Genomic DNA, 22,255 nt, shown 5'->3' with positions numbered 1-22,255 from the left:
TACGGGGCAGCGGACGGGGGCACACGAGTAGCGGGTACTCGAATTTGAACTGGGCGGACACGCGGGGATTCGGTGGTCGAGCCTGTCGAGACCCGGATTTCGACAGGCTCAATCACCGAACTCGGTGGTCGAGCCTGTCGAGACCCGGATTTCGACAGGCTCAATCACCGAACTCGGTGGTCGAGCCTGTCGAGACCCGGGGGTCCTGGCAGGCCCGATCACCCATCCGGGTTACCGGCAGCTCACGTCCACAAAGTACGTGACGTCAGCGCCTGGTCCGGCCGGTGCTACGTCGAAGCTGACGGTTGAGGTGTTGCCCCGCAGCTTGCCGTAGCTTCCGTCAGGGAGCTCGACGGCGGTGATGTCGCAGCCGGGCTGGTCCGATACCTTGATGCTGTGCCGGCCTTCTTCGGTGGCTTCGAAGTGGGCCTCATGGAAGGCAAGAACTGACGGGTTCCACTCGGAGAACTTGATGTTGCTGGCTCCGTTGGTGTCGGTCCATTCAGCGGCGTAGCCGTCCATCGCCACACCGTTCTTCCAGAACCGGACGTCGATTTCCACGATGATGTCACTGCGGACCTTGTAGTTGTCCACCTTGCTGTAGCGGGGAACGAAGCACTGCTTGTTGCCCGGTGCCGAGCAGTCCAGGAGGTTTGTGGGGCTGACCCAGACCTTGTAGACGCCGCCGTTGTTGGGGGTGTTGTTGTACGGGAACAGCTGTACTGTGGCCCCGCCGTCTTCCCCGTCAGCTCCGGTGGCGTGCTCACAGCCACCAACGTCGACAACGTCCTCGATGACCCCGCCCACAACGGTGAACTGCCGGCAGACCACCGCGTCCGTGGAGAGCAGCACCTTTCCGGAGGGGTCGGTCACCTGGAACGAGTAGGTCCCGTCGGGCAGGCCGGCGGCGCCGTCGGGGGCGTTGATCCCGGGTCCGCCGTTGAGGTAGACGTCCTCTTTGGCTTCGTAGATGTTCAGGTTCACCGGGACGCCCGACACGTCCGAGGTGAAGATGGCTCCTGAGATGGTGCTCGGGGGCGCCGCGGCCGCTGGCGAGCCCAGCAGTCCTGCGGAGGCGATGACAATCGCACAGGGAATGGCGAACTTGGTGTTCATGGGGTTCCTCTGTTCAACGAGTAGGGCTGGCTACTCCGACGCGCAGTTGAACAGGCAGGTACTTCCCAGATAAGTACGCCGCCCGTCCACGCCCAACCCGGAACCGGAGGCTGGGTGAGGGCTGCGCCTCAGATGCCCGAATTGTACGCCTCGGCGGAGACGGACGGCAATGGATTTCGACAGGCTCAATCACCGAAGCCCGGTGGTCGAGCTTGTCGAGACGCGGATTTCGACAGGCTCAATCACCGGACCCGAGACCCGGCTCAGCCCTGGTTGATGCGGATCATGTTCCCTGACGGGTCGCGGAAGGCGCAGTCGCGCGGGCCCCAGGGCTGCACGATCGGTTCCTGGAGGACCTCGGCGCCGGACGCGCGGAGGGTTTCGAACGTGGCGTCGAGATCGTCCGTGGTGAACACCAGCATGGGCATCACGCCCTTGGTGAGCAGCTCCTGGATGGCATCCCCGTCGGCCTGGGAGCGGCCGGCGTGCGGAGGGGACAGGACGAGCTCGAGGTCGGGCTGGGCGGCACTGCCGAGGGTGACCCAGCGCTGTCCGTCCGAGCCGACGTCGTTGCGGACTTCAAAGCCCAGGGCGTCGCGGTAGAAGGCGAGGGACTCATCGAGATCGTTGACGGTGACGTGTGCGTACTTCAATGAAATGTTCATGTCTTCACGCTATGGCAGCGGAAACTAGGACGCTTCTTCAATCCTGCTCAGTGTTTCGCGGGCTGCCTTCTTGCCCTTGCGGTCCGGTTTGGTGTGCTGCTTGGCGATGCAGTTGGGCATGGCCTTCACGGCATGGTGTTCGCGGGCCCGGTATTCGCTGGGCGTCATGCCCACGATCTCGGTGAACCGGGAGCTGAACGAGCCCAACGACGTACAGCCCACCTCCATGCAGGCGTCCGTGACGCTCGAACCGGCACGAAGCAGTGCCATGGCCCGTTCGATCCGCCGGGTCATGAGGTAGTTGTACGGTGTTTCGCTGTAGGCGGCCTTGAACTGGCGGGAGAAGTGGGCGGGTGACATCAGGGCGCCGGCGGCCATGGTGGGCACGTCCAGGGGCCGGGCATACTCGCGGTCGATCAGGTCGCGGGCCCGGCGCAGGTGGGCCAGGTTGGCCAGTTCCTGCGGTGTCATGCCGCCAGTTTACGCGTCGAAGTGGGTGCTGGCTTTGCCGCCGGAAACCTTGAGGACCATTTCCTCGGCGATGTCGCGGAGCTTCTGGTTCCGGTGGCTGGAAACGTTGGTCAGGATGGTCATGGCCTCGGCCTGGGAGCAGCGGTTCTGGCCCATGATGATCCCGCACGCCAGATCAATGGCAGTCCGGCTGGCCATGGCCGCGGTGAGGTCGTCCGCCGCGCCCTGGGCCGTGCCCACCTTCACCGCCAGGCGCACGGCGCTGCCGGCAAGGTCGGCAAAGCTGGTGGCTTCCCTCATGATGTCCGCCGTGAACACGCCCGTGGAGGTGGCGAAAAAGTTCAGCGCCGCGGCGGTATCTTCGCCCAGTTGCAGCGGGACCCCCAGGGCGCTGAGGATCCCCTCGTCATAGAGCACTTTCTGGTACTCCGGCCAGCGCGGGTCGGTGCGGACATCGCCGAGGAGGGTGGGCACCCCGGTCCTGAGGGCCGCGATGCAGGGGCCGTCGCCCACGCGCTGTTCGATCTGGTCAAGGTGGATGGCCTTGGGACTGCTGCCGCCCACCGTGGCTGTCCGCTTGATGCGTTTCAGCGTGACACCGCATTCAATGGTTTCATTGGCGCTGCGGCTCAGGACGCCGGCGGCGATCGAAGCGAAGCCGCCCAGGAACTCAGCCACGGACTCCGTACCGACAATCAGGTCCTGGAGTTCGAGGAGGAGGTCACGCTCGGGGCTAGTGGACATCTCCACAACCTATTCCCATCACGAAATACCCGCAACAGCCCCGTCCATATAGCGCGAACGTACACTTGGGGCCCAGCCGCGAGGGCCACAAGTGTACGTTCGCGCTCAAAGCGGGGGCCTCAAATGTACGTTCGCGCCGGACCTAGCCGATGATGGGGCGTTCCTCCGGCAGCCGGTAGAGCCGCGGTCGTGACGAAAGCGCCAACGCCGACGCCACCGTCACGGTGCCGATCCTGCCCAGGAACATGAGCGCCATCAGCACCCACTCGGCGGCCGGCGGGAGGTTGTACGTAATGCCGGTGCTCAGCCCCACTGTGGCGAAGGCGGAGATGGCCTCGAAGAGGACCTTTTCGAGGCTGTAGTCGGTCACCATCAGGAGGAGCAGCGTGCCACTGACGACGGCGGCCACACCAAGAAGTGCCACGGACAGGGCCTGCCGCTGCGAGGATGCACTGATGGAGCGGTGCGCGATGGTCACCTCGTCCCGGCCCCGTACCTCGTTCCAGATGGAGAAGCCCAGCACCAGGAACGTGGTGATCTTGATGCCGCCCGCGGTGCCGGCGCTGCCGCCGCCAATGAACATGAGGATGTTGGTCACCATGAGGGTCTCCGGTGACGCCACGCCGTAGTCGATGCTGTTGAAGCCGGCCGTGCGGGGGAAAACGGTCCCGGCCAGGGAGCCCAGCATCTTGCCGCCCAGGGACAGCGGGCCAAGGGTCTCGTCGCGGTTCCATTCGAAGACGGCAAACAATCCGATGCCAAGAACCAGGAGCACCAGGGTGCCGTAGACGGTCAGGCGAAGGTGGACGCTCCAGTTCCTGGCCGTAACGTCCCCCCGGAGCAGTTGGATGATCACGGGAAAACCCAGGCCGCCGGCGATGATCGCCAGGCAGATGGGAACGATGATCCAGGGATCCTCGGCGAACCCGATGAGGTTGTCGCTGTAGAGCGCGAAGCCGGCGTTGTTGAAGGACGACACCGCGTGGAAGGCACCGTGCCACAGGGCGGTCAGGGGGTTCTGGTCATAGGCCAGCCAAAAACGGGCCGTCAAAACGACGGCGGTGGCCGCCTCGATGCCGACCATGAGCCTCGCCACCCGCAGCAGCACATGCCGGACGTCGCCGAGGTTCAGGGTGTGCGTTTCGGACTGCGCCACCAGCTGGCCGCGCAGGCCAATGCTCTTGCGGACCAGCAGGGCCAGGAGGGTGGCGAGGGTCATGATGCCGAAGCCGCCCACCTGGATCAGGCCCATGATGATGGCCTGCCCGAACGGGGTCCAGTACGTTGCCGTGTCCACCGTGATCAGCCCGGTGACGCACACGGCCGAGACGGACGTGAAAAGCGCGGCCAGCAACGGGTCGGCTGCGGGGTCGCTGCCGGTCCGGGCAAAGGGCAGGCTCAGCAGCGCTGCTCCCAGGATGATCACGGCCAGGAAGGCCAGCGGGACCGAACGCACCGGGTGCAGGAGGGCCCGGCGTACGGGATTGTCCTTCTGCGGCTTGGAGGGCCGTCCGCCCCTCAGGCCCGGCACCGCGGCGCCGTTCTGGGCCGCCGGCGCGCCGTTCCGGAACTTGCTCAGCGACATGTCCTAGCCCACGTGGATGCCGGGGCGGCGGTCAGGGTCCGGCTCGTTTTCCCTGATGATCTCGCGGACCACGGGGGCGGTGTCGCCGCGCCCCAGCAGCAGGTAGCGCATAAGGTGCGCCAGCGGATTGCCTTCGGCCCATTCAAAGTAGGCGTGCGGCCGCACACCCGTGGCGTCGCGAAGCGCCAGCAGGATCGCGGCGATCGCGTTGGGTGCGGCGGGGCTTTCGGCGCGGAGGACACGGTGCCCGTCCACCTCGATTCCGCGTACCGCCAGGACGTCGCTGAAGCCAGAAGGATCGGTCACATCGATTTCCAGGAAGATCACGTCCGCGGTTCCGGGTACCGGGTTGTTCTCCCGCTGCTCGGCTTCCTTGGCGCGGTATTCCTCGGCGTCGCGGGCCTGCGGGCGGTTGGCGATCAGGTTGATCCGCCCGTCGAAATCAATGGTGTCGGTGATGAACCGGCGGGCTTCGTCGTCGAACTCGATGTTGTGGACCCGGAGTTCGGTGGTGCGGCTGACGCGGGAGACCAGTGAGACGGCGATGATGCCCAGGATGAAGAAGCCGGAGATCGCGATGCCGTCCGGTTTGGAAATCACGTTGGCGCCCAGGGCATACAGCAGGATCAGGGACAGGATAGAAAATCCGACGGCGGCGCGCCGCCTTTTGCTGCGGGCCGCAGAGATGGTCACGGCTACTGCGCCGGAAACCATCATGGCCAGGATGCCGGTGGCGTAGGCGCCGGCCTGGGCGTTGACGTCGGCGTTGAAGCCGATGGTGATCAGGATGCTGATGGCGGTGTAGACCAGGACCACGGGCCGGACAGCGCGCGACCAGTCCGGTGCCATGCCGTAGGAGGGCAGGTAGCGGGGCACGATGTTGATCAGCCCGGCCATGGCGGACGCGCCGGCGAACCACAGGATCAGGATGCTGCTGACGTCGTAGACGGAGCCGAAACCGTTGCCCAGGAGTTCGTGGGCGAGGTAGGCCAGGGCACGCCCGTTGGCTTCGCCGCCATCGTGGAAGGCTTCGGCAGGGATCAGGACCGTGGTGACAAAGCTGCTGCCCAGGAGGTAGACGCTCATGATCAGGGCGGCGGCGGTGAGGAGCTTGCGGGTGTTCCGGACGCGGGTGGCTAGGCGTTCCTCGGCGGTGGCGCCGTCGGCCGCGACCAGCGGCATCATGCTGACGCCGGTCTCGAAGCCGGACAGGCCCAGGACCAGCAGCGGGAAGGCGAGCAGGGCGGGCCCGGCGATGTCGCCGAAACCGGTCCCGGAGGAGGTGAGTGCCGCGGTCCAGTTAGCCAGGGCACCCGGTTGCGTAACGGCGTCGTACAGTCCCACGCCGATGACCACGGCGTTCAGCAGGAGGAAAATGGCCACCAGGGGGATGGCCACGGCCACGGCTTCGGAGAAGCCGAGCAGGAACACGCCGCCGAGGATGAGCAGGAGCACCACGGTGATGGCGACTGCCTGGCCGTCCAGGAAGGGCGGCAGGTAGGGGTTCTCGAGCATATGGACGGTGGCGTCGGCGGCGGAGAGGGTGATGGTGATGATCCAGGACGTCGCTACGAAGCCGAGCAGCACCAGCACAAAGATCTTGCCGCGCCAGAACGGCAGCAGCTTCTCCAGCATCGCCACCGATCCCTGGCCGTGCGGGCTTTCGTGCGCCACCCGCCGGTACATCGGCAGCATGCCCAGCAGGGTAAGCCCGACGATCAGCAGGGTGGCCAGCGGGGACAGAGCCCCGGCCGCGAGGGCGGCGATGCCGGGCAGGTAGGACAGCGTGGAGAAGTAGTCCACCCCGGTGAGGCACATGACCTTCCACCAGCTCTGGGTGTGTGCGTCGTCCTCGGCGGATTCGGGGCCCACGGGCTGATGCACCGTGTGTTCGAGCAGCCACCGGGTCAGCCGGTTTCCGGGTTCGCCGTCACGTTCCGGGTTGGGGACGCTGGCGGGAATGGAGAAACGGGTGGATGCAGTCAACGGGTTACTTTCTGTACCCCGCGCAGGCGGGATCGGCGTGAATAACCAACGGAGCGTAGCACCGGGCCGGAGGCCTCCAAGGGGAAAACCCGGGTTCTTAACGCGTTCTTAACGCCTCCGGCGCGGGCGTTGGCCGGCGGACGCCCTTAGGGCTGAAATCTGTAGCCGATACCCGCTTCGGTCAGGAGGTGGCGGGGGTTACCGGTGTCGGGTTCAAGCTTGCGGCGCAGCTGGGCCATGTAGACGCGGAGGTAGTTGGAGTCTTTTGCGTAGGCGGGACCCCAGACCTCGGTCAGGAGCTGGCGTTGGGTGATGAGTTTCTCGGGGTTTCTGACCAGGATTTCCAGGATGTTCCACTCGATCGGAGTCAGGCGGACGTCTGCGCCGTCGCGGGTGACGCGGTGCTTGGCGAGGTCGACGGTGAAGTTGTCGGTGGTGATGACGGGCTCGGGAGCCTTGTGATCGGGGCTGCGGCGGAGCAGGGCGCGGAGGCGGGCGAGTAACTCGTCGGGGCCGAACGGTTTGGTGATGTAGTCGTCGGCGCCGGCGTCCAGGGCTTCGACTTTGTCATCGGAGGTGTGGCGGGCCGAGAGGACCAGGATCGGGACCTCGTTCCAGGTCCGCAGCTGTTTGATGACAGCGGTGCCATCAATATCGGGCAGGCCAAGGTCCAGGATAATCAGGGCCAGAGCCTGTTGGGTGGCGGCGAGGAGGGCCGACTTGCCGTTTGTGGCGGTTGTGACGGCGTAGCCGTTGGCCTGGAGGGCGATGTTGAGGACCTTGAGCAGGTGCGGGTCGTCGTCGACGACGAGAACGGCGGTCACGGTTTTTCCTGGGTGTGATGGCGTGGTGTGGCGGTCCACGCGGACAGCAGGGACTGGGGCTTCACGGGCGACTGGGCTGCCGTTTGATGGGCGGGGGCGCCCGTGGACAGTGGCAGCCTGATGACCATCGTGAGTCCTCCTCCGGGGGTTTGTTCTGCTGTCAGTGTGCCACCCATTGCTTCGGTGAATCCTTTCGCGACGGCCAGTCCCAGGCCCACGCCGGTGGTTTGCGGGACGTCCGTGAGCCGTTGGAAGGGCCGGAACATTTCCACGACGTTTTCCGCGGGGACGCCCCGGCCGTGATCGATGATGCGCAGCTCGCCTGCGGGCTGGCCGGCGAGTGTTTCGCTGCTGAGTCCGCCGGCTGTTCCGACCAGGACTATGTCGGATTCGGGGGCGTACTTGACGGCGTTTTCGACGATGTTGGCGATGACGCGCTCCAGCATCCCGGGGTCCGCCTCGATTTCGGGCATATTCCGGGGTAGTTCCGTCCGCGCACTGCCGGCGGGGATGCCGTGGAGGGCGGCCGGGATAACCTCGCTCCAGCGCACCGGCTTCAACAGCGGTTTCGCTGCGTCCGTGCTGATCCGGGACATGTCCAGCAGGTTCCCGACGAGCACGTCCAGCCGGTCCGAGGATTCGTCGATGGCCAGCAGCAGCTCGTGCACGAGTTCGGGGCCGTAGTGCACGTCTTTTTGGAGGAGGCTACCGACGGCGAGTTTGATGCTTGCCAGGGGTGTGCGCAGGTCGTGGGAGACGGCGCGCAGGATCGAGGTGCGCATGGTGTTGCCTTCAGCGAGGCGCAGCACCTCGCGGCGGCTGGCGGCCAGTTGCTGCCGTTCAAGCTGGGCGGCAAGGTGGACGCCGAATGCCCCCAGCAGCCGCCGGTCGCTGGCCGGCAGGGCCCGTCCGAAAAGCACCAGCCGGGTGGCCGCATCGATCTGTTCTGTATTTTCGGTGGGGAAGTCCGGCTGGTCAGGGGACGGCGCGCCGTTGGCTGTACGGGCGTCCGGGAGCTCCCCGGCACGGGCGATGCGTGCCCAGTTTTCGCGGTGTCCGCCGTCGCCGGGTTCAGCCGGGCTGTAGAGCGCCGCACCACGGACATTGAAGACGGCAAGTGCCTGTTCCAGCAGGCTCTGGACGGTGTCCTCGGAGCTGGCCGCGCCGCGGGTGAGGTCGGAGAGGGTGGTGGCTTCAGCGCGTGCCCGAGCGGCCTCCTTGGAGCGGCGCGCTGAGACGTCCACCACCACGGCAACGGCGGCAGAAACACCAACAAATACCAGCAGGGCGAGCACATTCTGGGGGTCGTTGATGGTCAGTGTTCCCACCGGAGGGGTGGAGAAATAGTTGACCAGCAGGCTGCTCCAGAGCGCAGCGAGAATGGCCGGCCAGAGCCCGCCCACCAGCGCCACAGTGACTGACCCCGCCAGTTGGACCAGCACGGCAGTGGCGACGTTCTGGTCCGGGTTCAGGGCAAGCAGTAACTGGAGGAGAACGGGCAGCAGGACGGCGAGGACAAAGCCGGCCGCCACGCGGATCCGGCCGAGATCCCCTTGGCGGCGGGGTCCCGCGCCGCCTCCCCCGAGGGGGTGGGAGACCATGTGGACGTCGATGTCGCCGGAGTCCCGGACCACCCTGGTGCCGATGCCCCCACCGACGAGGGCGCCGAGGAGTCCGGCGAGTTTGCCGCGGCGTGAAATGCCGACGACCACCTGGGTGGCATTGACGCTGCGGGCAAATTCCAGCAGCGCCGTGGCGGGGTCTTCCCCGGCAACGATGTGATAGCTGCCGCCCAGGTCCTGGATCAGGCGGCGCTGGGCTTCCAGTGCCTGCGGGGATTCGCCGCCGACGCCGACGCCGTCGGCTGCGCGGACGTGGACGGCAAGGAGGCCGCCGCCGCTGACGCGGTTGAGGATCCTTGCCCCGCGGCGGATGAGGATTTCCCCTTCGGGCCCGCCGGTCAGCCCGATGACGATGCGTTCGCGGGCAGGCCACGTGGCCTGGATGTCGTTGTCCGCCCGGTACTTGGCCAGTCCTTCGTCCACCCGGTCCGCCAGCCAGAGGAGCGCCAGTTCGCGCAGCGCAGTCAGGTTGCCGAGGCGGAAGTAGTTCGAGAGTGCGGCGTCGATCTTGTCCGGGGCGTAGATCTTTCCGTCGCTCAGGCGCTGGCGCAGCAGTTCCGGCGAAATGTCCACCAGGTGGATCTGGTCGGCCCGGCGTACGACGTCGTCGGGCACCGTTTCGGCCTGCCGCACCTCGGTGACGGCGCTGACAACGTCGCCCAGCGATGCCAGGTGCTGGATGTTGACGGTGGACAGGACGTTGATGCCGGCGGCGAGCAGTTCGTCGATGTCCTCCCAGCGTTTGGCATGCCGGCTGCCGGGGATATTCGAATGCGCGTATTCGTCCACGATGGCCGTTGCCGGTGCCCGGTGGAGCACTGCGTCCACGTCCATCTCTTCGAAGTCCGTGCCCCGGTACGGCAGCCGCCGGGGCGGGATGATCTCGAGTCCTTCAAGGAGAGCCCGCGTCTCGGCGCGGCCGTGGTCCAGGGCGAACGCGACGACGACATCCTCGCCGCGCGTGCCGAGGCGGTGGGCTTCTTCGAGCATTTCGTACGTTTTGCCGACCCCGGGGGCGGCCCCGAGGAAGATCCGCAGCGTTCCACGTGCCATGCCGTCATTCTCCCACTGGGAGTGGCCGGGTCATTGCTGCGGCCGGGAGCCGGCTGCGGCGGCAGCGAGATCCAGGTTCAGGGTTGTGACGTTGACGGACGGCTGGCCCAGGAACGCCTCCATGCCGTTGCTGGTGTTCCGGTCCACGAGGTCCTTGACGGTGTCGACGCCGAGCCCGTGGGCTGCCGCCACCCGGGCCACCTGCAGCCTGGCGTACGCCGGAGAAATGTCCGGGTCCAGCCCGGACCCGGAGGCGGTCACTGCGTCGGCAGGCACGTCGGCTTCCTTCACGCCCTCAGCCGCGGCGACGGCGGCACGGTTGGCTGTGACGGCGTCAACGAGTTTGGGCTCGTTGGGGCCGAGGTTGGTGGCCGAGGATGACGCCGGGTCCCAGGCCACGGCCGAGGGCCGGGCATGGAACCAGTTGGGGTCCTGGGTGCCGGCGTCGTCGGCCGTGGCCTGGACGATCAGCGCGGACGCCGCGGGAGCGCCGCCGTCGTCCTTAATGATGGAGCCATTGGCCTGGTACGGGGCGATGAGCTGTCCGACGCCGAAGACGGCGAGCGGGTAGGCCAGCCCGAGGATCACGGTGGCGAGGAGCAGGAACCGGACGGCGGTTCCGGCCTGGCGGAGGTAGCCGGTGAGCGTGTTCATGGGATGTTCCTAGCCGATGCCGGGGATGAGGGAGATGATCAGGTCAATGATTTTGATCCCGATAAACGGTGCGATGAGCCCGCCGAGCCCGTAGACGAGCAGGTTCCGGCCGAGCGCCTGGTTGGCGGAGACAGCCCGGTATTTCACGCCGCGGAGCGCCAGGGGAATCAGGGCGATGATGATCAGGGCGTTGAAGATGACGGCGGACAGGATGGCGGATGCGGGGCTGGTGAGCCCCATGATGTTCAGCAGCCCCAGGCCCGGATAGGTCGCGGTGAACAGGGCGGGGACGATGGCGAAGTACTTCGCGACGTCGTTGGCGATGGAGAAGGTGGTGAGGGCGCCCCGGGTGATCAGCAGCTGCTTGCCGATGCCCACGATGTTGATGAGCTTCGTCGGGTCCGAGTCGAGGTCCACCATGTTGGCTGCCTCCTTGGCGGCCGGGGTGCCGGAGTTCATCGCGACGCCAACGTCCGCGGCGGCCAGCGCCGGGGCGTCATTGGTGCCGTCCCCGGTCATGGCCACGAGGCGCCCGGCGGCCTGCTCCTTTTTGATGACGGCAAGCTTGTCCTCGGGGGTGGCTTCGGCGAGGAAGTCATCAACGCCGGCCTCGGCGGCGATTGCCTTCGCGGTCACGGGGTTGTCGCCGGTGACCATTACGGTACGGATGCCCATTTTCCGCAGCTCGGCGAATCGGGCCTGCATGCCGGGTTTGACGACGTCGGCGAGGTGGATCGTGCCCAGGATCCGGGCGCCGTCGTGGGTTGCCGTGGCAACCAGCAGCGGGGTGCCGCCCTGGGCTGAGATTTCCTGCACCCGGCGGCCAACCTCGGCCGGAATGCTGCCGCCCAGGTCCGCAACGAAGGCGGTTACTGCGGACGCCGCACCCTTGCGGACCTGCCGGCCGTCCAGGTCGAGGCCGCTCATGCGGGTGCTGGCGCTGAATTCGACCACGGTGAGCTGTTCCGGGCCGCGGCCGAGCTCCGCCAGCTCGGGCCCGCTCACGCCCTTCCCGGCCGCGAGGTCCACCACTGACCGCCCTTCGGGGGTTTCGTCGGCGAGGCTGGAGAGCCGGGCCGCTTCGATGAGTTCGGTCATGTCGACGGTGTTGGCGGGGAAGAAGTTGACGGCGCGGCGGTTGCCGTAGGTGATGGTTCCGGTCTTGTCCAGCAGCAGCGTGGTGATGTCACCTGCTGTTTCGACGGCCCGTCCGGACGTGGCCAGGACATTGTGCTGGACGAGCCGGTCCATTCCGGCGATGCCGATGGCCGGGACCAGGGCACCGATGGTGGTGGGGATCAGGCACACGAGCAGCGCCACGAGCACGATCGGTGACGGCGTTGCCCCCGCGAGGGACGCGAACGGTGCCAAGGACATCGTGACCACCAGGAACACGATAGTGAGCGACACGAGCAGGACGTGCAGGGCAATCTCGTTAGGGGTCTTCTGCCTGACGGCGCCTTCGACGAGTTTGATCATCCGGTCGATGAACGTCTGACCCGGCTCGGCCGTGATGCGCACGACGATACGGTCCGAGAGGACCTTGGTGCCGCCGGTGACCGAGGAACGGTCTCCGCCGGATTCGCGGATGACCGGTGCTGATTCGCCGGTGATGGTTGATTCATCAACGCTGGCCAGGCCCTCGATGATCTCGCCGTCGGACGGGATCACGTCCCCGGCCTCACAAATGACGACGTCGTTCAGGCGCAGTTCCGTGCCGGCGACCTCCTTAGTGCCGCCGTCGGGCAGCCGGAGCTTCGCCTGCACGCCCTGCCGGCTGGCCCGGAGGCTGTCGGCCTGGGCCTTGCCACGGCCCTCGGCGATGGCTTCGGAAAGTGTGCCGAACAGGACCGTCAGCCACAGCCAAGCCGTCACCGCGATGCTGAATACCGACGGGCGGACCAGGCAGATGGCCGTGCACAGGCCTGCCCCGACGAGCACGGTAAACATGACCGGTGAATGGATCATCTGGCGCGGTGCGAGTTTGCGGATGGCGACCGGAAGGGCTGCCGCCACGCTGGATGCGGTCAGTTTCGCCGGGGCCTTGGTGTGGTGCTTGTGGTCGCCGGGGGTGCCGAGCGGGTTGCCGTCGGCCAAGGTTTCCGGGACGGTGGCCAGGCCCGTCTGGGTGCGGGTCGTCGTGCGCGTCATTGGAGGAGTCCTTCTGCGAGCGGGCCCAGGGCGAGGGCGGGAAAATAGCTGAGGGCTGTCAGGATGACGGTCACGCCCAGCAGCAGCGCGCCGAACAGGGGACCGTGTGTGGGCACTGTCCCGGCGGACGTGGGGATTTTGCCTTGCCGGGCGAACGATCCAGCCAGGGCCAGAACCAGGACGATCGGGAGGAACCGCCCCAGCAGCATGGCGATTCCGAGCATCGTCGAAAGATACGGTCCCGAGCTGGTGATCCCGCCGAACGCGGAGCCGTTGTTGTTCGCCCCGGAGGTGAAGGCATAAAGCAGTTCGCTGAACTGGTGCGGCCCGGACGCGGGCACGTTGGTCATCACGTCCGGCAGCAGGACAGTGATGCCGGCAAGGGCCAGCACCAGGATCGGGGTGACCAGGATGTACATGGCGGAGAGCTTCATCTGGGGTGGGCCGATTTTCTTGCCCAGGTATTCGGGTGTCCGGCCGACCATCAGCCCGGCGATGAACACGGAGATGATGGACAGGATCAGCATCCCGTACAGCCCGGATCCGGTTCCGCCGGGGGCCACTTCACCGAGCATCATGTTCACCATGGCCACCCCGCCGGCCAGCGGCGGCAGTGAATCGTGGGCGACATTGACGGCTCCCGTGGAGGTCAGGGTGGTGGCGGCGGCGAAGATGGCGCTGGGAGCCGCGCCGAAGCGCTGCTCGAACCCTTCGCCCAGCCCGCCGGCAACCGCCGTCGCGGTTCCCTGGCCGGCTGCGACGGCCCACCCGGTCAGGGAAACGGAGGTCAGCCAGAGTGTTCCCATCACGGCGGCCACGGTGTAGCCCTGCTTCTGGTCGCCCACCATCCGGCCGAAGGCGTAGGGGAGGGCAGAGGGAATCAGCAGCAGCAGGAACACCTGGAACAGGCTGATGAAGACGTTGGGATTCTCAAACGGGTGGGCGGAGTTTGCGTTGAAATAGCCGCCTCCGTTGGTGCCGAGGATTTTGATCGCTTCCTGGGAGGCCACCGGACCGCCCGGAATGCTCTGGGTTGTGCCGGTTGCCTGGTTGATGACGTCGGTGGGCGAGAAGTTCTGCACCACTCCGCCAATGACCATCACCACAGCCGCTACCACGGCCATCGGCAGCAGGACGCGGAACGTTGTCCGGGCCAGGTCCACCCAGAAGTTCCCCAGCCTGTCGGTTTTCGCCCTGGCGATGCCACGGATCAGTGCCACAGCGACGACGATTCCGACCGCCGCGGACAGAAAATTCTGCACCGCCAGCAGTGCCATCTGCACGAAGATGCCGACGGTGGTTTCTGGCACGTAGGTCTGCCAGTTGGTGTTGGTAACAAACGAGATGGCAGTGTTCATGGCCACCCAGGGGTCCACCCCGGTCAGTGTCCCGCTGCCCGGGAGCACGCCCTGGAGCCGCTGGAGCAGGAAGACCACCAGGATGGACACCGCGGAGAACGCCAGGACGCTGCGCAGGTAAACGGACCAGGTCTGTTCGGTGCCCGCGTCGACGCCGGCGAGGCGGTAGAACAGCCGCTCCGGCCTGGTGGAGGTGGTGCCCTCAAATACGCGTGCAAGGTAGACGCCGAGAGGTTTATGCAACGCGGCAAGGGCCAGCAGCAGCGCCGAGACCTGGATCAGGAATGATGCGGTGTTGAATGTCATGGCTGGATCACCACTTTTCGGGGTGGATCAGGGCCGCCAGCAGGTACCCGGACAGGCACACGCCGGCAACGGCCAACGCCAGCCAGATGATCGCATCCAGGCTCATAGTCCGTCCTCGCCGCGATCACTTGCACCGCTGACCACTTCGGCCAGAAGGTGGCCGATCCACATGACGAATCCCATGGACACCATGAGGATTCCAACTACAGCCGCGTCGGCCATTGCAGGTTCCTTTCGAACGCACCCCCGTGTGGGGCTGGTCCCAGTCAACCCCCGGGAATCTGGGCGCGACGCGTTCCTGACGAATCCTTAATGCACCCGTACGGAATCTTGACGCGGTCTTAACGGCAACGTGGACCAGCCACAACCGGCGGTCCATTCCTGCCGCAAATTGGGGGCTTGCGCATCAGCTACTTAGCGATACTATGTACTAGTAGCTAGTAACACTGAGTAGTGGAGGAGGTGTCCGGTGGGCAAGCAAATGACGGAGATGCTCAAAGGGACGCTGGAGGGCATTGTTCTGGCCCTCCTGACCGGGAGCCCGGCCTACGGGTACGAAATCACGACGCTGCTCCGGGCGCAGGGTTTCACCGAAATCGCTGAGGGCACCGTGTACGCACTGCTCGTCAGGATCGAGCAAAAAGGCCTGGTGGACGTCGAGAAGCGGCCCTCCGAAAAAGGGCCGCCACGCAAGGTGTACACGCTCAACGCACTGGGCGAAAAAGAACTGGACGAATTCTGGAACACATGGAGCTTCTTGTCCGAACGGCTTGAACAGCTCCGCACGGGAGGAAAGTGACATGGCAGCAAAATGGATCGAGCTGGTAACCGGCTCGCTCGAGCAGAAGAAGCAGTACAAGCAGGCCAAGGCCCGGCTGGATGCCCTGCCTGAGCCCTACCGCTCCGTGGCGACCGCCTTCAACAGGTACTTCATGTACTACGGCGGGGTCACCGAGGGGGACACCATCGTGCAGATGTTCGTGGACCTCGCGGACCTCTGGGAACGCGCCGCCATAGACGGCACACCCGTGAGCGAGATCGTCGGCGAAGACCCCATCGAGTTCGCCGAGAGCTTCGCCCAGGCCTACGGCGGAAAACGGTGGATCGACAAGGAACGGGCCCGCCTGAACGAGGCGGTCGACAAGGCGAAAGCGAAGGAGGCAGGGTCATGAGCACCGAGGTGACACGAAACCGGGTCAGCGGACCCGCGATCCGGGTGCAGGGCATCGAGAAGTCGTTCAAGGACCTGCACGTCCTGCGCGGGGTGGACTTCGAGGTGGCGGCGGGCAGCATTTTCGCCCTCCTCGGCTCCAACGGGGCCGGGAAGACCACCATGGTGAAGATCCTGTCCACGCTGCTGAAGGCCGACGCCGGCACAGCCACGGTCAATGGGTTCGACGTCGCCGCGAAGCCCGGCGATGTGCGCGAGTCGATCAGCCTGACCGGCCAGTTCGCTGCGGTCGATGAAGTACTCACCGGCCGGGAGAACCTCGTGCTCATCGCCAAGTTGCGGCACCTGACGGACCCGGGGGCGATCGCGGATGGGCTGCTCGCGCAGTTCACCCTCACCGATGCGGGTTCCCGGAAGGTGGCGACGTACTCGGGCGGCATGCGACGCAGGCTCGACATTGCGATGAGCCTGATCGGGAACCCGCCGGTCATCTTCCTCGACGAACCGACCACGGGGCTCGACCCCCAGGCGCGCATCGAGGTGTGGCAGACCGTGAAGCGTCTGGCCGGCCAGGGCACCACGGTGCTGCTCACCACGCAGTACCTGGACGAGGCCGAACAGCTTGCCGACCGCATCGCCATCCTGCACAAGGGCACCATCATCCAGAACGGGACCCTCGCCGAACTCAAGCAGCTCCTCCCGCCCGCCAAGGTCGAATACGTGGAGAAGCAGCCCTCTCTCGAGGACGTCTTCCTCGCCCTCGTCGGCGACACCGGCGAGACCGGCACCGCCGACGACGACCCGACCAACACCGCCGACGCCGACCGCAGCGCCGGCCCGGTTCCAGTACGAAAGGAAGTCCGATGACCACCCACGTTCTCGGCGACACAAGGGTCCTGACGAGCCGCTCGCTGCGCCACATCCTCCGCAGCCCAGACACGATCATCACCACCGCCGTCACCCCGATCGCGCTGATGCTGCTGTTTGTGTACGTCTTCGGCGGTGCGATCAACACCGGATCCGACCAGTCGTACATCAACTACATGCTCCCCGGCATCCTGCTCATCACCATCGCGTCCGGTATTGCCTACACCGCGTACCGGCTGTTCCTTGACATGCAGGGCGGCATCTTCGAGCGCTTCCAGTCCATGCCGATCGCGAGGTCGAGCGTGCTCTGGGCGCACGTGCTCACCTCCCTGGCCGCGAACCTGGTCTCGGTGGCGCTCGTCATTGGCGTCGCGCTGCTCATGGGGTTCCGCACCGGAGCATCCGTGACCGCCTGGTTTGCCGTCGCCGGCGTGCTGATCCTGTTCACCCTCGCCCTGACCTGGATCGCAGTGATCGCCGGGCTCTCGGCGAAGACTGTGGACGGCGCAAGCGCGTTCAGCTACCCGCTGATCTTCCTGCCGTTCATCAGCTCGGCCTTCGCGCCCACCGACTCGATGCCCGGCCCGGTCGCCTGGTTCGCCGAGAACCAGCCAGTGACCTCCATCGTGAACACCATCCGGGCCCTGTTCGCGCAGGAGCCCGTCGGCAGTGACATCTGGGTCGCCCTCGCCTGGCTCGTCGGCCTGCTGGCCGTCGGCTACGCCTTCGCGATCGCCATCTACCGCCGCAAGATCAGCTGAGGCCGAGCGCCGCCCACGGCAGGGCACTCCGCGGCAAACGACTCCGCCCGCCTCCCCCCCACGGGGAAGCGGGCGAAGCCAGTTAACAGGCCTAACGCTGAAGCGGGGGCAGACCAGGCTGTTCCACGCTGCTCTGCATTCGCCCCCGATCCGGGTGGACCCCCGGTTGGGGCTCAGCCATGGGCGATGGATTCGAGGAGCCATTGTTCGGACAACGGCTCGCGACGCAGCTCGAAGGTCCGCAGTGCCGAGGAGGAGGATCCGAGGCGGACCTGCACGCGCCAGTGTTCGATGTCCACGACGTTCCCGATACCTACCGGCGCCGATCGACGGGTGTCCCACCAGGAGTCTCTGGTGAACCATTGCACGGGATCTTCCGCGACGACCCAGATCTGCCCGGCGTGCCGGATGGCCAAGGGCCGGCCGGACATGAAGCGGACGTCCACTGCGGCATCGAGGGTTGTTTCGCTTGCTGTTGTTGTCACGGTAACGCGTTCTCCAAGGGTTCGGCTTTTGCTTCTCCACGGAGGGTACGGGCAGGGGCTGACATTTATCTTTGGTGCAACGGCCGGAGCTGGACAAACGGTCCTATGTTCAGCCCCGCAGCAGGTAGTCGGCCACGCCGCGGGGGTTTGCCAGGGCGAGGAGATGGCCGCCGGCTATGACGTCAGGGTCGATCCCGAGGCGCTCGCGGGCGATCCGCTGCTGGAAGTCCACGGGAAAGAACCGGTCCGCCTTGCCGGCGAGGACAAGGGTCGGGATATCGGGCCACTCCGTGAAGTCGCACACTGAGGCAAACACCGCGCCCGCTTCGGGGCGTTGATACGGTTCCCCTTCGGCCGCGATGTCCGGCGGGACGTCGTGCAGGAAGTAAATGCCGTCGTCGAACTCCGGGCTGTAGCCGTTGGCCGCCGCTGCAGCCAGCCGCGCGGCATCCCAGCCGGTGTTGTCCCACCACGCGCCCGGCGTCTCGCCCGGTGCCGGGATCATCGCATTCACCAGGACCAGTTCCCGCACGGAGGCCCGGGCGCAGACGAGCGGTGCGGTGAAGCCGCCGAGTGACTGCGCAATGAGCACGACGTCGGACCGCTCGCCGATGGCGTCGAGAACCAGGCGCGTGTACTCGGGCAGCCCGGCGCCGTCGTCGTCACCGGGGAGGTCGACGGCGACGGCCTCGTGGCCAGCCTCCTGCAGCAGGGGGACTACATGGCTCCAGTACCAGGCTGTCCCGCCCGCGCCGGGTATCAGAATGAACGTGGTCATTCGGTGATGGTACGCCGCGCGGATTTGGGCCGGCGCCGGAATGCGACCCACAGCCCGCATCTTCGGCAGATATAGGCGGGCTCGGCACCGAGGGCATGGAGCTTTTCGCGCTTCACGGTCCGGCCGCAGCAGGAACATTGGCGGTACATCTCAGAGGCCATGGCGCGCCAGCGCTTCCGTCAGCTGATCGAGTGTCGGGACGCCAGCCAGACCGTCCGGCGTGCGGTAGATCCGGCAGGCGAGATCGCTCGCTGGCGCCGCGTCGGGGAAGATGTCGGCCCCGTCTGCGGTGATGGTGGGCGAGCCGGCAAATCCGGTCCCGGCCGTATCTACCGCCGTCTTGACCTCCCGCAAAATGACCGGAACGTCCTGGCGCCCCAACGCGGCGAGGGCGAGTTCCAGCCGCTCGAGGGCTTCCGCCGTGTTCGGGCAGTCATCGATGTGGAGGAGTTCTATGCGCACGTGTCCTCGTCCGGGTCGGTGCCGGATCCGCAGCCAGCGCAGCAAGCATCAGCTTTCCCGTCGTCGCCTGCGGTGCCCTTGGCCGGGACGACGGCGCAGCAGGCGTCCCCTTTCCAGGCATTGAGGCCCTCCCGGACGGCGATCCCGGCGATGACCAGCGCCGCGCCGGCGTCTGCCCACCACCATCCCAGTGCGCTGTTGAGCACCAGACCCAGCAGCAGAACTGCCGAGAGGTAGGTGCACAGCAGGGTCTGTTTTGAATCTGCGACGGCGGTGCGGGAGCCAAGTTCCCGGCCCGCGCGGCGCTGGAGCCAGGACAGGACGGGCATGATGGCCAGGCTCAGGGCGGCGATCACGATGCCGGGAGTGGAATGCTGCGCCTCGCCGCCGCCGGTCAGGGACCTGACCGAATCCACGGAGACGAACAGGGCAAGGGCGAAGAAGGAGATGGCGATGATCCGCAGGGTCAGGCGCTCGCGGCGTTCGGGGTCCTTCGCGGAAAACTGCCAGGAGAGGGCGACGGCGGAAGCCACCTCGATCACCGAATCAAGTCCGAAGCCGATCAGGGCCGAAGAATCAGCAAGGTTGCCCGCCCAGAGTGCGGCGATTGCCTCAACGACGTTGTAGGTGATTGTCGCGGCCGCGAACAGGCGGATGCGGCGGTTCAGGACCGCACGGCGGGCGGCTGTAGGTGCAACTTGAATGGTGGTGGTCATACCAGGCACGTCCCGTCCGGAGCGCAGCAGGCGGGATCCACGGCCAGGACTACCCCCAGCAGGTCCCTGATCGCGTGGCCCAACCTGGCATCCGCGAGCTCATACCGGGTCCGCCGTCCGTCCGGAACGGCGACCACCAGCCCGCAGCCCCGCAGGCATGTCAGGTGATTGGACATGCTCTGCCGCGAGACGCCCAGGGAGTCGGCCAGGTCCGACGGATAGCCGGGAGCATCCGCCAAAGCCAGCAGAATCCGGGCCCGGGTAGGGTCAGAGACCGCGTAGCCGAACCGGGCAAGTACTGGGGCATGAACGAGGGTTTCCACGCAACCAAAGTACATCCGTGAATGTATTCACGCAATCATGTACTCATAATGGGCTGTTCAGCCCGCGTTGCGCGGCGCGAACATGATCACGGCGACCCCGAGCAGGCAGATCATGGAACCCGTGACGTCCCACCGGTCGGGCCGGAACCCGTCGAAGATCATGCCCCAGGCAAGGGACCCGGCCACGAACACGCCGCCGTACGCGGCGAGAATCCGGCCAAAGTGGGCGTCCGGTTGCAGCGTCGCGGCGAAGCCGTAGATTCCCAGGGCAATGACTCCCAGTCCGGCCCACCACCACTCCTTGCCCTCGCGGACCGACTGCCAAACGAGCCAGGCCCCGCCAATTTCAGCCACAGCGGCCAGGGCGAACAACAGAACCGTTTTTGCGATAGTCACGGATTCATCATTGCAGTGGATGGGGTTTGTCTGTTTGCCGGCCCCGCACCGCCGTCGTACTGTCCGTTCTCCTTAAGAGGCCCGGCTCTCCGTATCCTTGCGGCCCACGGAGCCCACCACCGTGGACGCCACGTCGCGCAGCTTCAGGTTGCGGCTGTTGGACGCCCGGGTGAGGATACTGATGGCCTCCTCCTGGCTGCTGCCGTTTTGCGCCATCACCACGCCCACCGCCATGTCGATAATGGTCCGCGACTGCATGGCTGCCACCAGGTCGTCGTGCACCCCTTTGAGCCGTGCCATGCTCAGGGCGAGCTGCATGGACCGGGACGCGTTGGCCACGAAGTTTTCGGCGGTCAGGACATCCAGATCCGAAAATCCGTTGGGCTGCCTGGAGTAGAGGTTGGTGACGCCCTGCGCCTCGCCGCCCAGGTTCAGGGGGACGGCCAGGATGGACCGGACGCCGTTATCCAGCGCGGCCTCGGTGTAGCGGTGCCAGCGCTCCTCGGCCAGGAGGTCGGGTACCAGCGTGGTGCTGTTCTCGTGCAGGGCAGTCAGGCACGGCCCTTCGCCGAAGCCGTTCTGGAGTTCATCGAGGGATGCCGCCCGCGCGTCGCTGCAGGCCGCCGTCGCAGGTTTTTTCTCCCGTACAACAGTCACGCCGCACTCAATGAGGTTGTCCTGGGTGGAGAGGCAGGACGCCGTCATGATGGCCAGCTCGGTGAGGAACGACGTGATTTCCGGGCTGTCCAGGACAAGCTCCAAAAGTCTGTGTTCGTCCCCGCCCGCTGGCGCATCGCGCGCCGTCCGGCTCTCACCGGTGGTTGCCCCCAGCTGGTTCTGGTTCAAATGTTCCGCCTCCTTCGCCGAAGCCAGGTCCCCTTTTGACGGTACACCCGCAGCCGGACGCGGACCTCCCTAATTCAGGCGGACATCGGCTCCGCGTTAGGGGTTCGGTCCGGCGCTCCCGCTGGGTAGTTACGGGGTTCGCTGCCGTCCAGTGCCATGTCTTCGCGCCTGATGATGTCCAGCGCCTCCGGGTCCAGCAGCCTGCGGGTGCCGGACCGTGCGTCCAGGATCCAGAACAGATCCAGTTTGGGTACGACGTCGGTCACCCGGCCCTGGTGGAAAAGCTTGCCGTTGTGCCACGCCTCGATGTAGTCGCCGGCCTGCAGCCGGTCAGTGCCGACCCGTTCGGTCTGGACCGGTCCGGTATGGATCCGGCCAGTGCTGACCCTGCCGCGTCCCGTGTTGTTCCCCTGAGTTCCCATGTGAGCCGCCTCCAACTCGTTGTATCCCCGTAAGGCCAAGCATGCCGTGGCGAGGTTGCCGGGGTGTTTCGCCCGGATGATTTCTCTGTGTCAGTGGGTCGCGGGTCAGGCGTGGGCATGGAGGAACCGCTCGAGGCCGTCTTCTCCCAGGGAGAGCCCGGTGTGGGCGAAGTCCGGGCGGCAGAATTTGTCACGCGAGGTTGGGGGCGGCCCGTGCTCGGTTGCTGCCACGTTGGACGTTGGCGTGGCTGCCACTTCCGGTTGCAGTTCTTTGGGTAAGTGTGGTGGTTCCCAGTCCTGGTGTTCGCTGGTGTAGTGCCGGCCGGACGGTGAGATCCAGCCGGGCGGCTCGTTTTTCGTGGCCGGGGTAGGTCTCCACCCGCTGGTGTGTCTGAGCCGGTGGTGACGGGGACATGGATTTCCCAGGTTCGACACGCCGGTGGTTCCGCCCTGGTGCCAAGGGCGGAGGTGGTCCGCTTCGTTGTCCAGGGAT

General features: G+C 66.2%; 25 protein-coding genes. 4 read left to right on the top strand and 21 right to left on the bottom strand.

Annotation, left to right across the window (positions count from 1 at the left end; genetic code table 11):
• Positions 1-231: 231 nt before the first annotated feature.
• From EYS21_RS21360 to EYS21_RS21305, 12 genes are all read right to left on the bottom strand, one after another.
• Positions 232-1,116 carry a hypothetical protein gene (locus EYS21_RS21360; protein WP_207307848.1) on the bottom strand — a complete coding sequence of 295 codons (885 nt, stop codon included), beginning with the start codon at positions 1,114-1,116 and terminating at the stop codon, positions 232-234.
• A 263-nt stretch (positions 1,117-1,379) separates the two neighbouring features.
• Positions 1,380-1,781: a VOC family protein gene (locus tag EYS21_RS21355; protein WP_131135253.1), complete on the bottom strand. Its 402-nt coding sequence runs from the start codon at positions 1,779-1,781 to the stop codon at positions 1,380-1,382.
• A gap of 24 nt (positions 1,782-1,805) precedes the next feature.
• Complete coding sequence (locus tag EYS21_RS21350; protein ID WP_131135252.1) at positions 1,806-2,252, bottom strand: helix-turn-helix transcriptional regulator; 447 nt, start codon at positions 2,250-2,252, stop codon at positions 1,806-1,808.
• A gap of 9 nt (positions 2,253-2,261) precedes the next feature.
• The gene (locus EYS21_RS21345; protein ID WP_131135251.1) at positions 2,262-2,996 is read right to left on the bottom strand and encodes a GAF and ANTAR domain-containing protein; all 735 of its coding nucleotides are present in this window, start codon (positions 2,994-2,996) and stop codon (positions 2,262-2,264) included.
• A gap of 142 nt (positions 2,997-3,138) precedes the next feature.
• A complete protein-coding gene (locus tag EYS21_RS21340) occupies positions 3,139-4,581 on the bottom strand; it encodes a potassium transporter TrkG (protein WP_131135250.1) in 1,443 nt (480 codons plus the stop codon).
• 3 nt (positions 4,582-4,584) lie between these two features.
• Positions 4,585-6,567, bottom strand: coding sequence for an APC family permease (locus EYS21_RS21335; RefSeq protein WP_131135249.1), 1,983 nt, complete (start codon positions 6,565-6,567; stop codon positions 4,585-4,587).
• Positions 6,568-6,713: 146 nt separating this feature from the next.
• On the bottom strand, positions 6,714-7,391 hold the full coding sequence (locus EYS21_RS21330) for a response regulator (RefSeq protein ID WP_131135248.1): 678 nt from the start codon (positions 7,389-7,391) through the stop codon (positions 6,714-6,716).
• Positions 7,388-10,066, bottom strand: coding sequence for a DUF4118 domain-containing protein (locus EYS21_RS21325; protein WP_131135247.1), 2,679 nt, complete (start codon positions 10,064-10,066; stop codon positions 7,388-7,390). The genes EYS21_RS21330 and EYS21_RS21325 overlap by 4 nt, the downstream gene beginning before the upstream one ends.
• Before the next feature lie 30 nt (positions 10,067-10,096).
• Positions 10,097-10,720: a K(+)-transporting ATPase subunit C gene (kdpC, locus tag EYS21_RS21320; protein WP_131135246.1), complete on the bottom strand. Its 624-nt coding sequence runs from the start codon at positions 10,718-10,720 to the stop codon at positions 10,097-10,099.
• A 9-nt stretch (positions 10,721-10,729) separates the two neighbouring features.
• Positions 10,730-12,871, bottom strand: coding sequence for a potassium-transporting ATPase subunit KdpB (gene kdpB, locus EYS21_RS21315; RefSeq protein WP_131135245.1), 2,142 nt, complete (start codon positions 12,869-12,871; stop codon positions 10,730-10,732).
• Positions 12,868-14,535: a potassium-transporting ATPase subunit KdpA gene (kdpA, locus tag EYS21_RS21310; protein WP_131135244.1), complete on the bottom strand. Its 1,668-nt coding sequence runs from the start codon at positions 14,533-14,535 to the stop codon at positions 12,868-12,870. Before kdpA ends, kdpB begins: the two co-directional genes overlap by 4 nt.
• A gap of 7 nt (positions 14,536-14,542) precedes the next feature.
• Positions 14,543-14,641, bottom strand: a complete 99-nt coding sequence (locus EYS21_RS21305; protein ID WP_131135243.1) for a potassium-transporting ATPase subunit F — start codon at positions 14,639-14,641, stop codon at positions 14,543-14,545.
• A gap of 363 nt (positions 14,642-15,004) precedes the next feature.
• Here EYS21_RS21305 and EYS21_RS21300 point away from each other — a divergent pair, with 363 nt between their 5' ends.
• From EYS21_RS21300 to EYS21_RS21285, 4 genes are read left to right on the top strand one after another with little or no spacing between them, the layout of a single operon-like run.
• Positions 15,005-15,334 carry a PadR family transcriptional regulator gene (locus EYS21_RS21300; RefSeq protein ID WP_131135242.1) on the top strand — a complete coding sequence of 110 codons (330 nt, stop codon included), beginning with the start codon at positions 15,005-15,007 and terminating at the stop codon, positions 15,332-15,334.
• 1 nt (position 15,335) lies between these two features.
• A complete protein-coding gene (locus EYS21_RS21295) occupies positions 15,336-15,707 on the top strand; it encodes a DUF1048 domain-containing protein (protein ID WP_131135241.1) in 372 nt (123 codons plus the stop codon).
• Positions 15,704-16,573, top strand: coding sequence for an ATP-binding cassette domain-containing protein (locus EYS21_RS21290; protein ID WP_131135240.1), 870 nt, complete (start codon positions 15,704-15,706; stop codon positions 16,571-16,573). The genes EYS21_RS21295 and EYS21_RS21290 overlap by 4 nt, the downstream gene beginning before the upstream one ends.
• The gene (locus tag EYS21_RS21285) at positions 16,570-17,334 is read left to right on the top strand and encodes an ABC transporter permease (protein WP_131135239.1); all 765 of its coding nucleotides are present in this window, start codon (positions 16,570-16,572) and stop codon (positions 17,332-17,334) included. Before EYS21_RS21290 ends, EYS21_RS21285 begins: the two co-directional genes overlap by 4 nt.
• Before the next feature lie 173 nt (positions 17,335-17,507).
• On the opposite strand, the gene EYS21_RS21280 is transcribed toward EYS21_RS21285, so the two are convergent.
• From EYS21_RS21280 to EYS21_RS23850, 9 genes are all read right to left on the bottom strand, one after another.
• Positions 17,508-17,765: a hypothetical protein gene (locus tag EYS21_RS21280; protein WP_165478373.1), complete on the bottom strand. Its 258-nt coding sequence runs from the start codon at positions 17,763-17,765 to the stop codon at positions 17,508-17,510.
• A 163-nt stretch (positions 17,766-17,928) separates the two neighbouring features.
• Positions 17,929-18,597, bottom strand: a complete 669-nt coding sequence (locus EYS21_RS21275) for an alpha/beta hydrolase (protein ID WP_131135238.1) — start codon at positions 18,595-18,597, stop codon at positions 17,929-17,931.
• A gap of 150 nt (positions 18,598-18,747) precedes the next feature.
• A complete protein-coding gene (locus tag EYS21_RS21270) occupies positions 18,748-19,059 on the bottom strand; it encodes a thioredoxin family protein (protein WP_131135237.1) in 312 nt (103 codons plus the stop codon).
• On the bottom strand, positions 19,050-19,775 hold the full coding sequence (locus EYS21_RS21265; protein ID WP_131135236.1) for a cation transporter: 726 nt from the start codon (positions 19,773-19,775) through the stop codon (positions 19,050-19,052). The genes EYS21_RS21270 and EYS21_RS21265 overlap by 10 nt, the downstream gene beginning before the upstream one ends.
• On the bottom strand, positions 19,772-20,098 hold the full coding sequence (locus EYS21_RS21260; RefSeq protein ID WP_131135235.1) for a winged helix-turn-helix domain-containing protein: 327 nt from the start codon (positions 20,096-20,098) through the stop codon (positions 19,772-19,774). The genes EYS21_RS21265 and EYS21_RS21260 overlap by 4 nt, the downstream gene beginning before the upstream one ends.
• Positions 20,099-20,155: 57 nt before the next feature.
• Entirely contained in the window at positions 20,156-20,494 is a 339-nt protein-coding gene (locus EYS21_RS21255; protein WP_131135234.1) for a YnfA family protein, read from the bottom strand.
• 72 nt (positions 20,495-20,566) lie between these two features.
• Positions 20,567-21,340, bottom strand: coding sequence for a GAF and ANTAR domain-containing protein (locus tag EYS21_RS21250; protein WP_242633550.1), 774 nt, complete (start codon positions 21,338-21,340; stop codon positions 20,567-20,569).
• A gap of 74 nt (positions 21,341-21,414) precedes the next feature.
• Positions 21,415-21,762, bottom strand: coding sequence for a hypothetical protein (locus EYS21_RS21245; protein WP_242633549.1), 348 nt, complete (start codon positions 21,760-21,762; stop codon positions 21,415-21,417).
• A 105-nt stretch (positions 21,763-21,867) separates the two neighbouring features.
• A partial coding sequence (locus EYS21_RS23850) for an HNH endonuclease signature motif containing protein (RefSeq protein ID WP_242633548.1) occupies positions 21,868-22,255 on the bottom strand: 388 nt, incomplete at its 5' end.

Origin of the sequence: Arthrobacter sp. S39 (assembly GCF_004320525.1) — a bacterium.
Lineage (GTDB): Bacteria > Actinomycetota > Actinomycetes > Actinomycetales > Micrococcaceae > Arthrobacter.
Note: the sequence above shows the minus strand (reverse complement) of the source record. Positions and strands in the feature narration are given on the sequence as shown.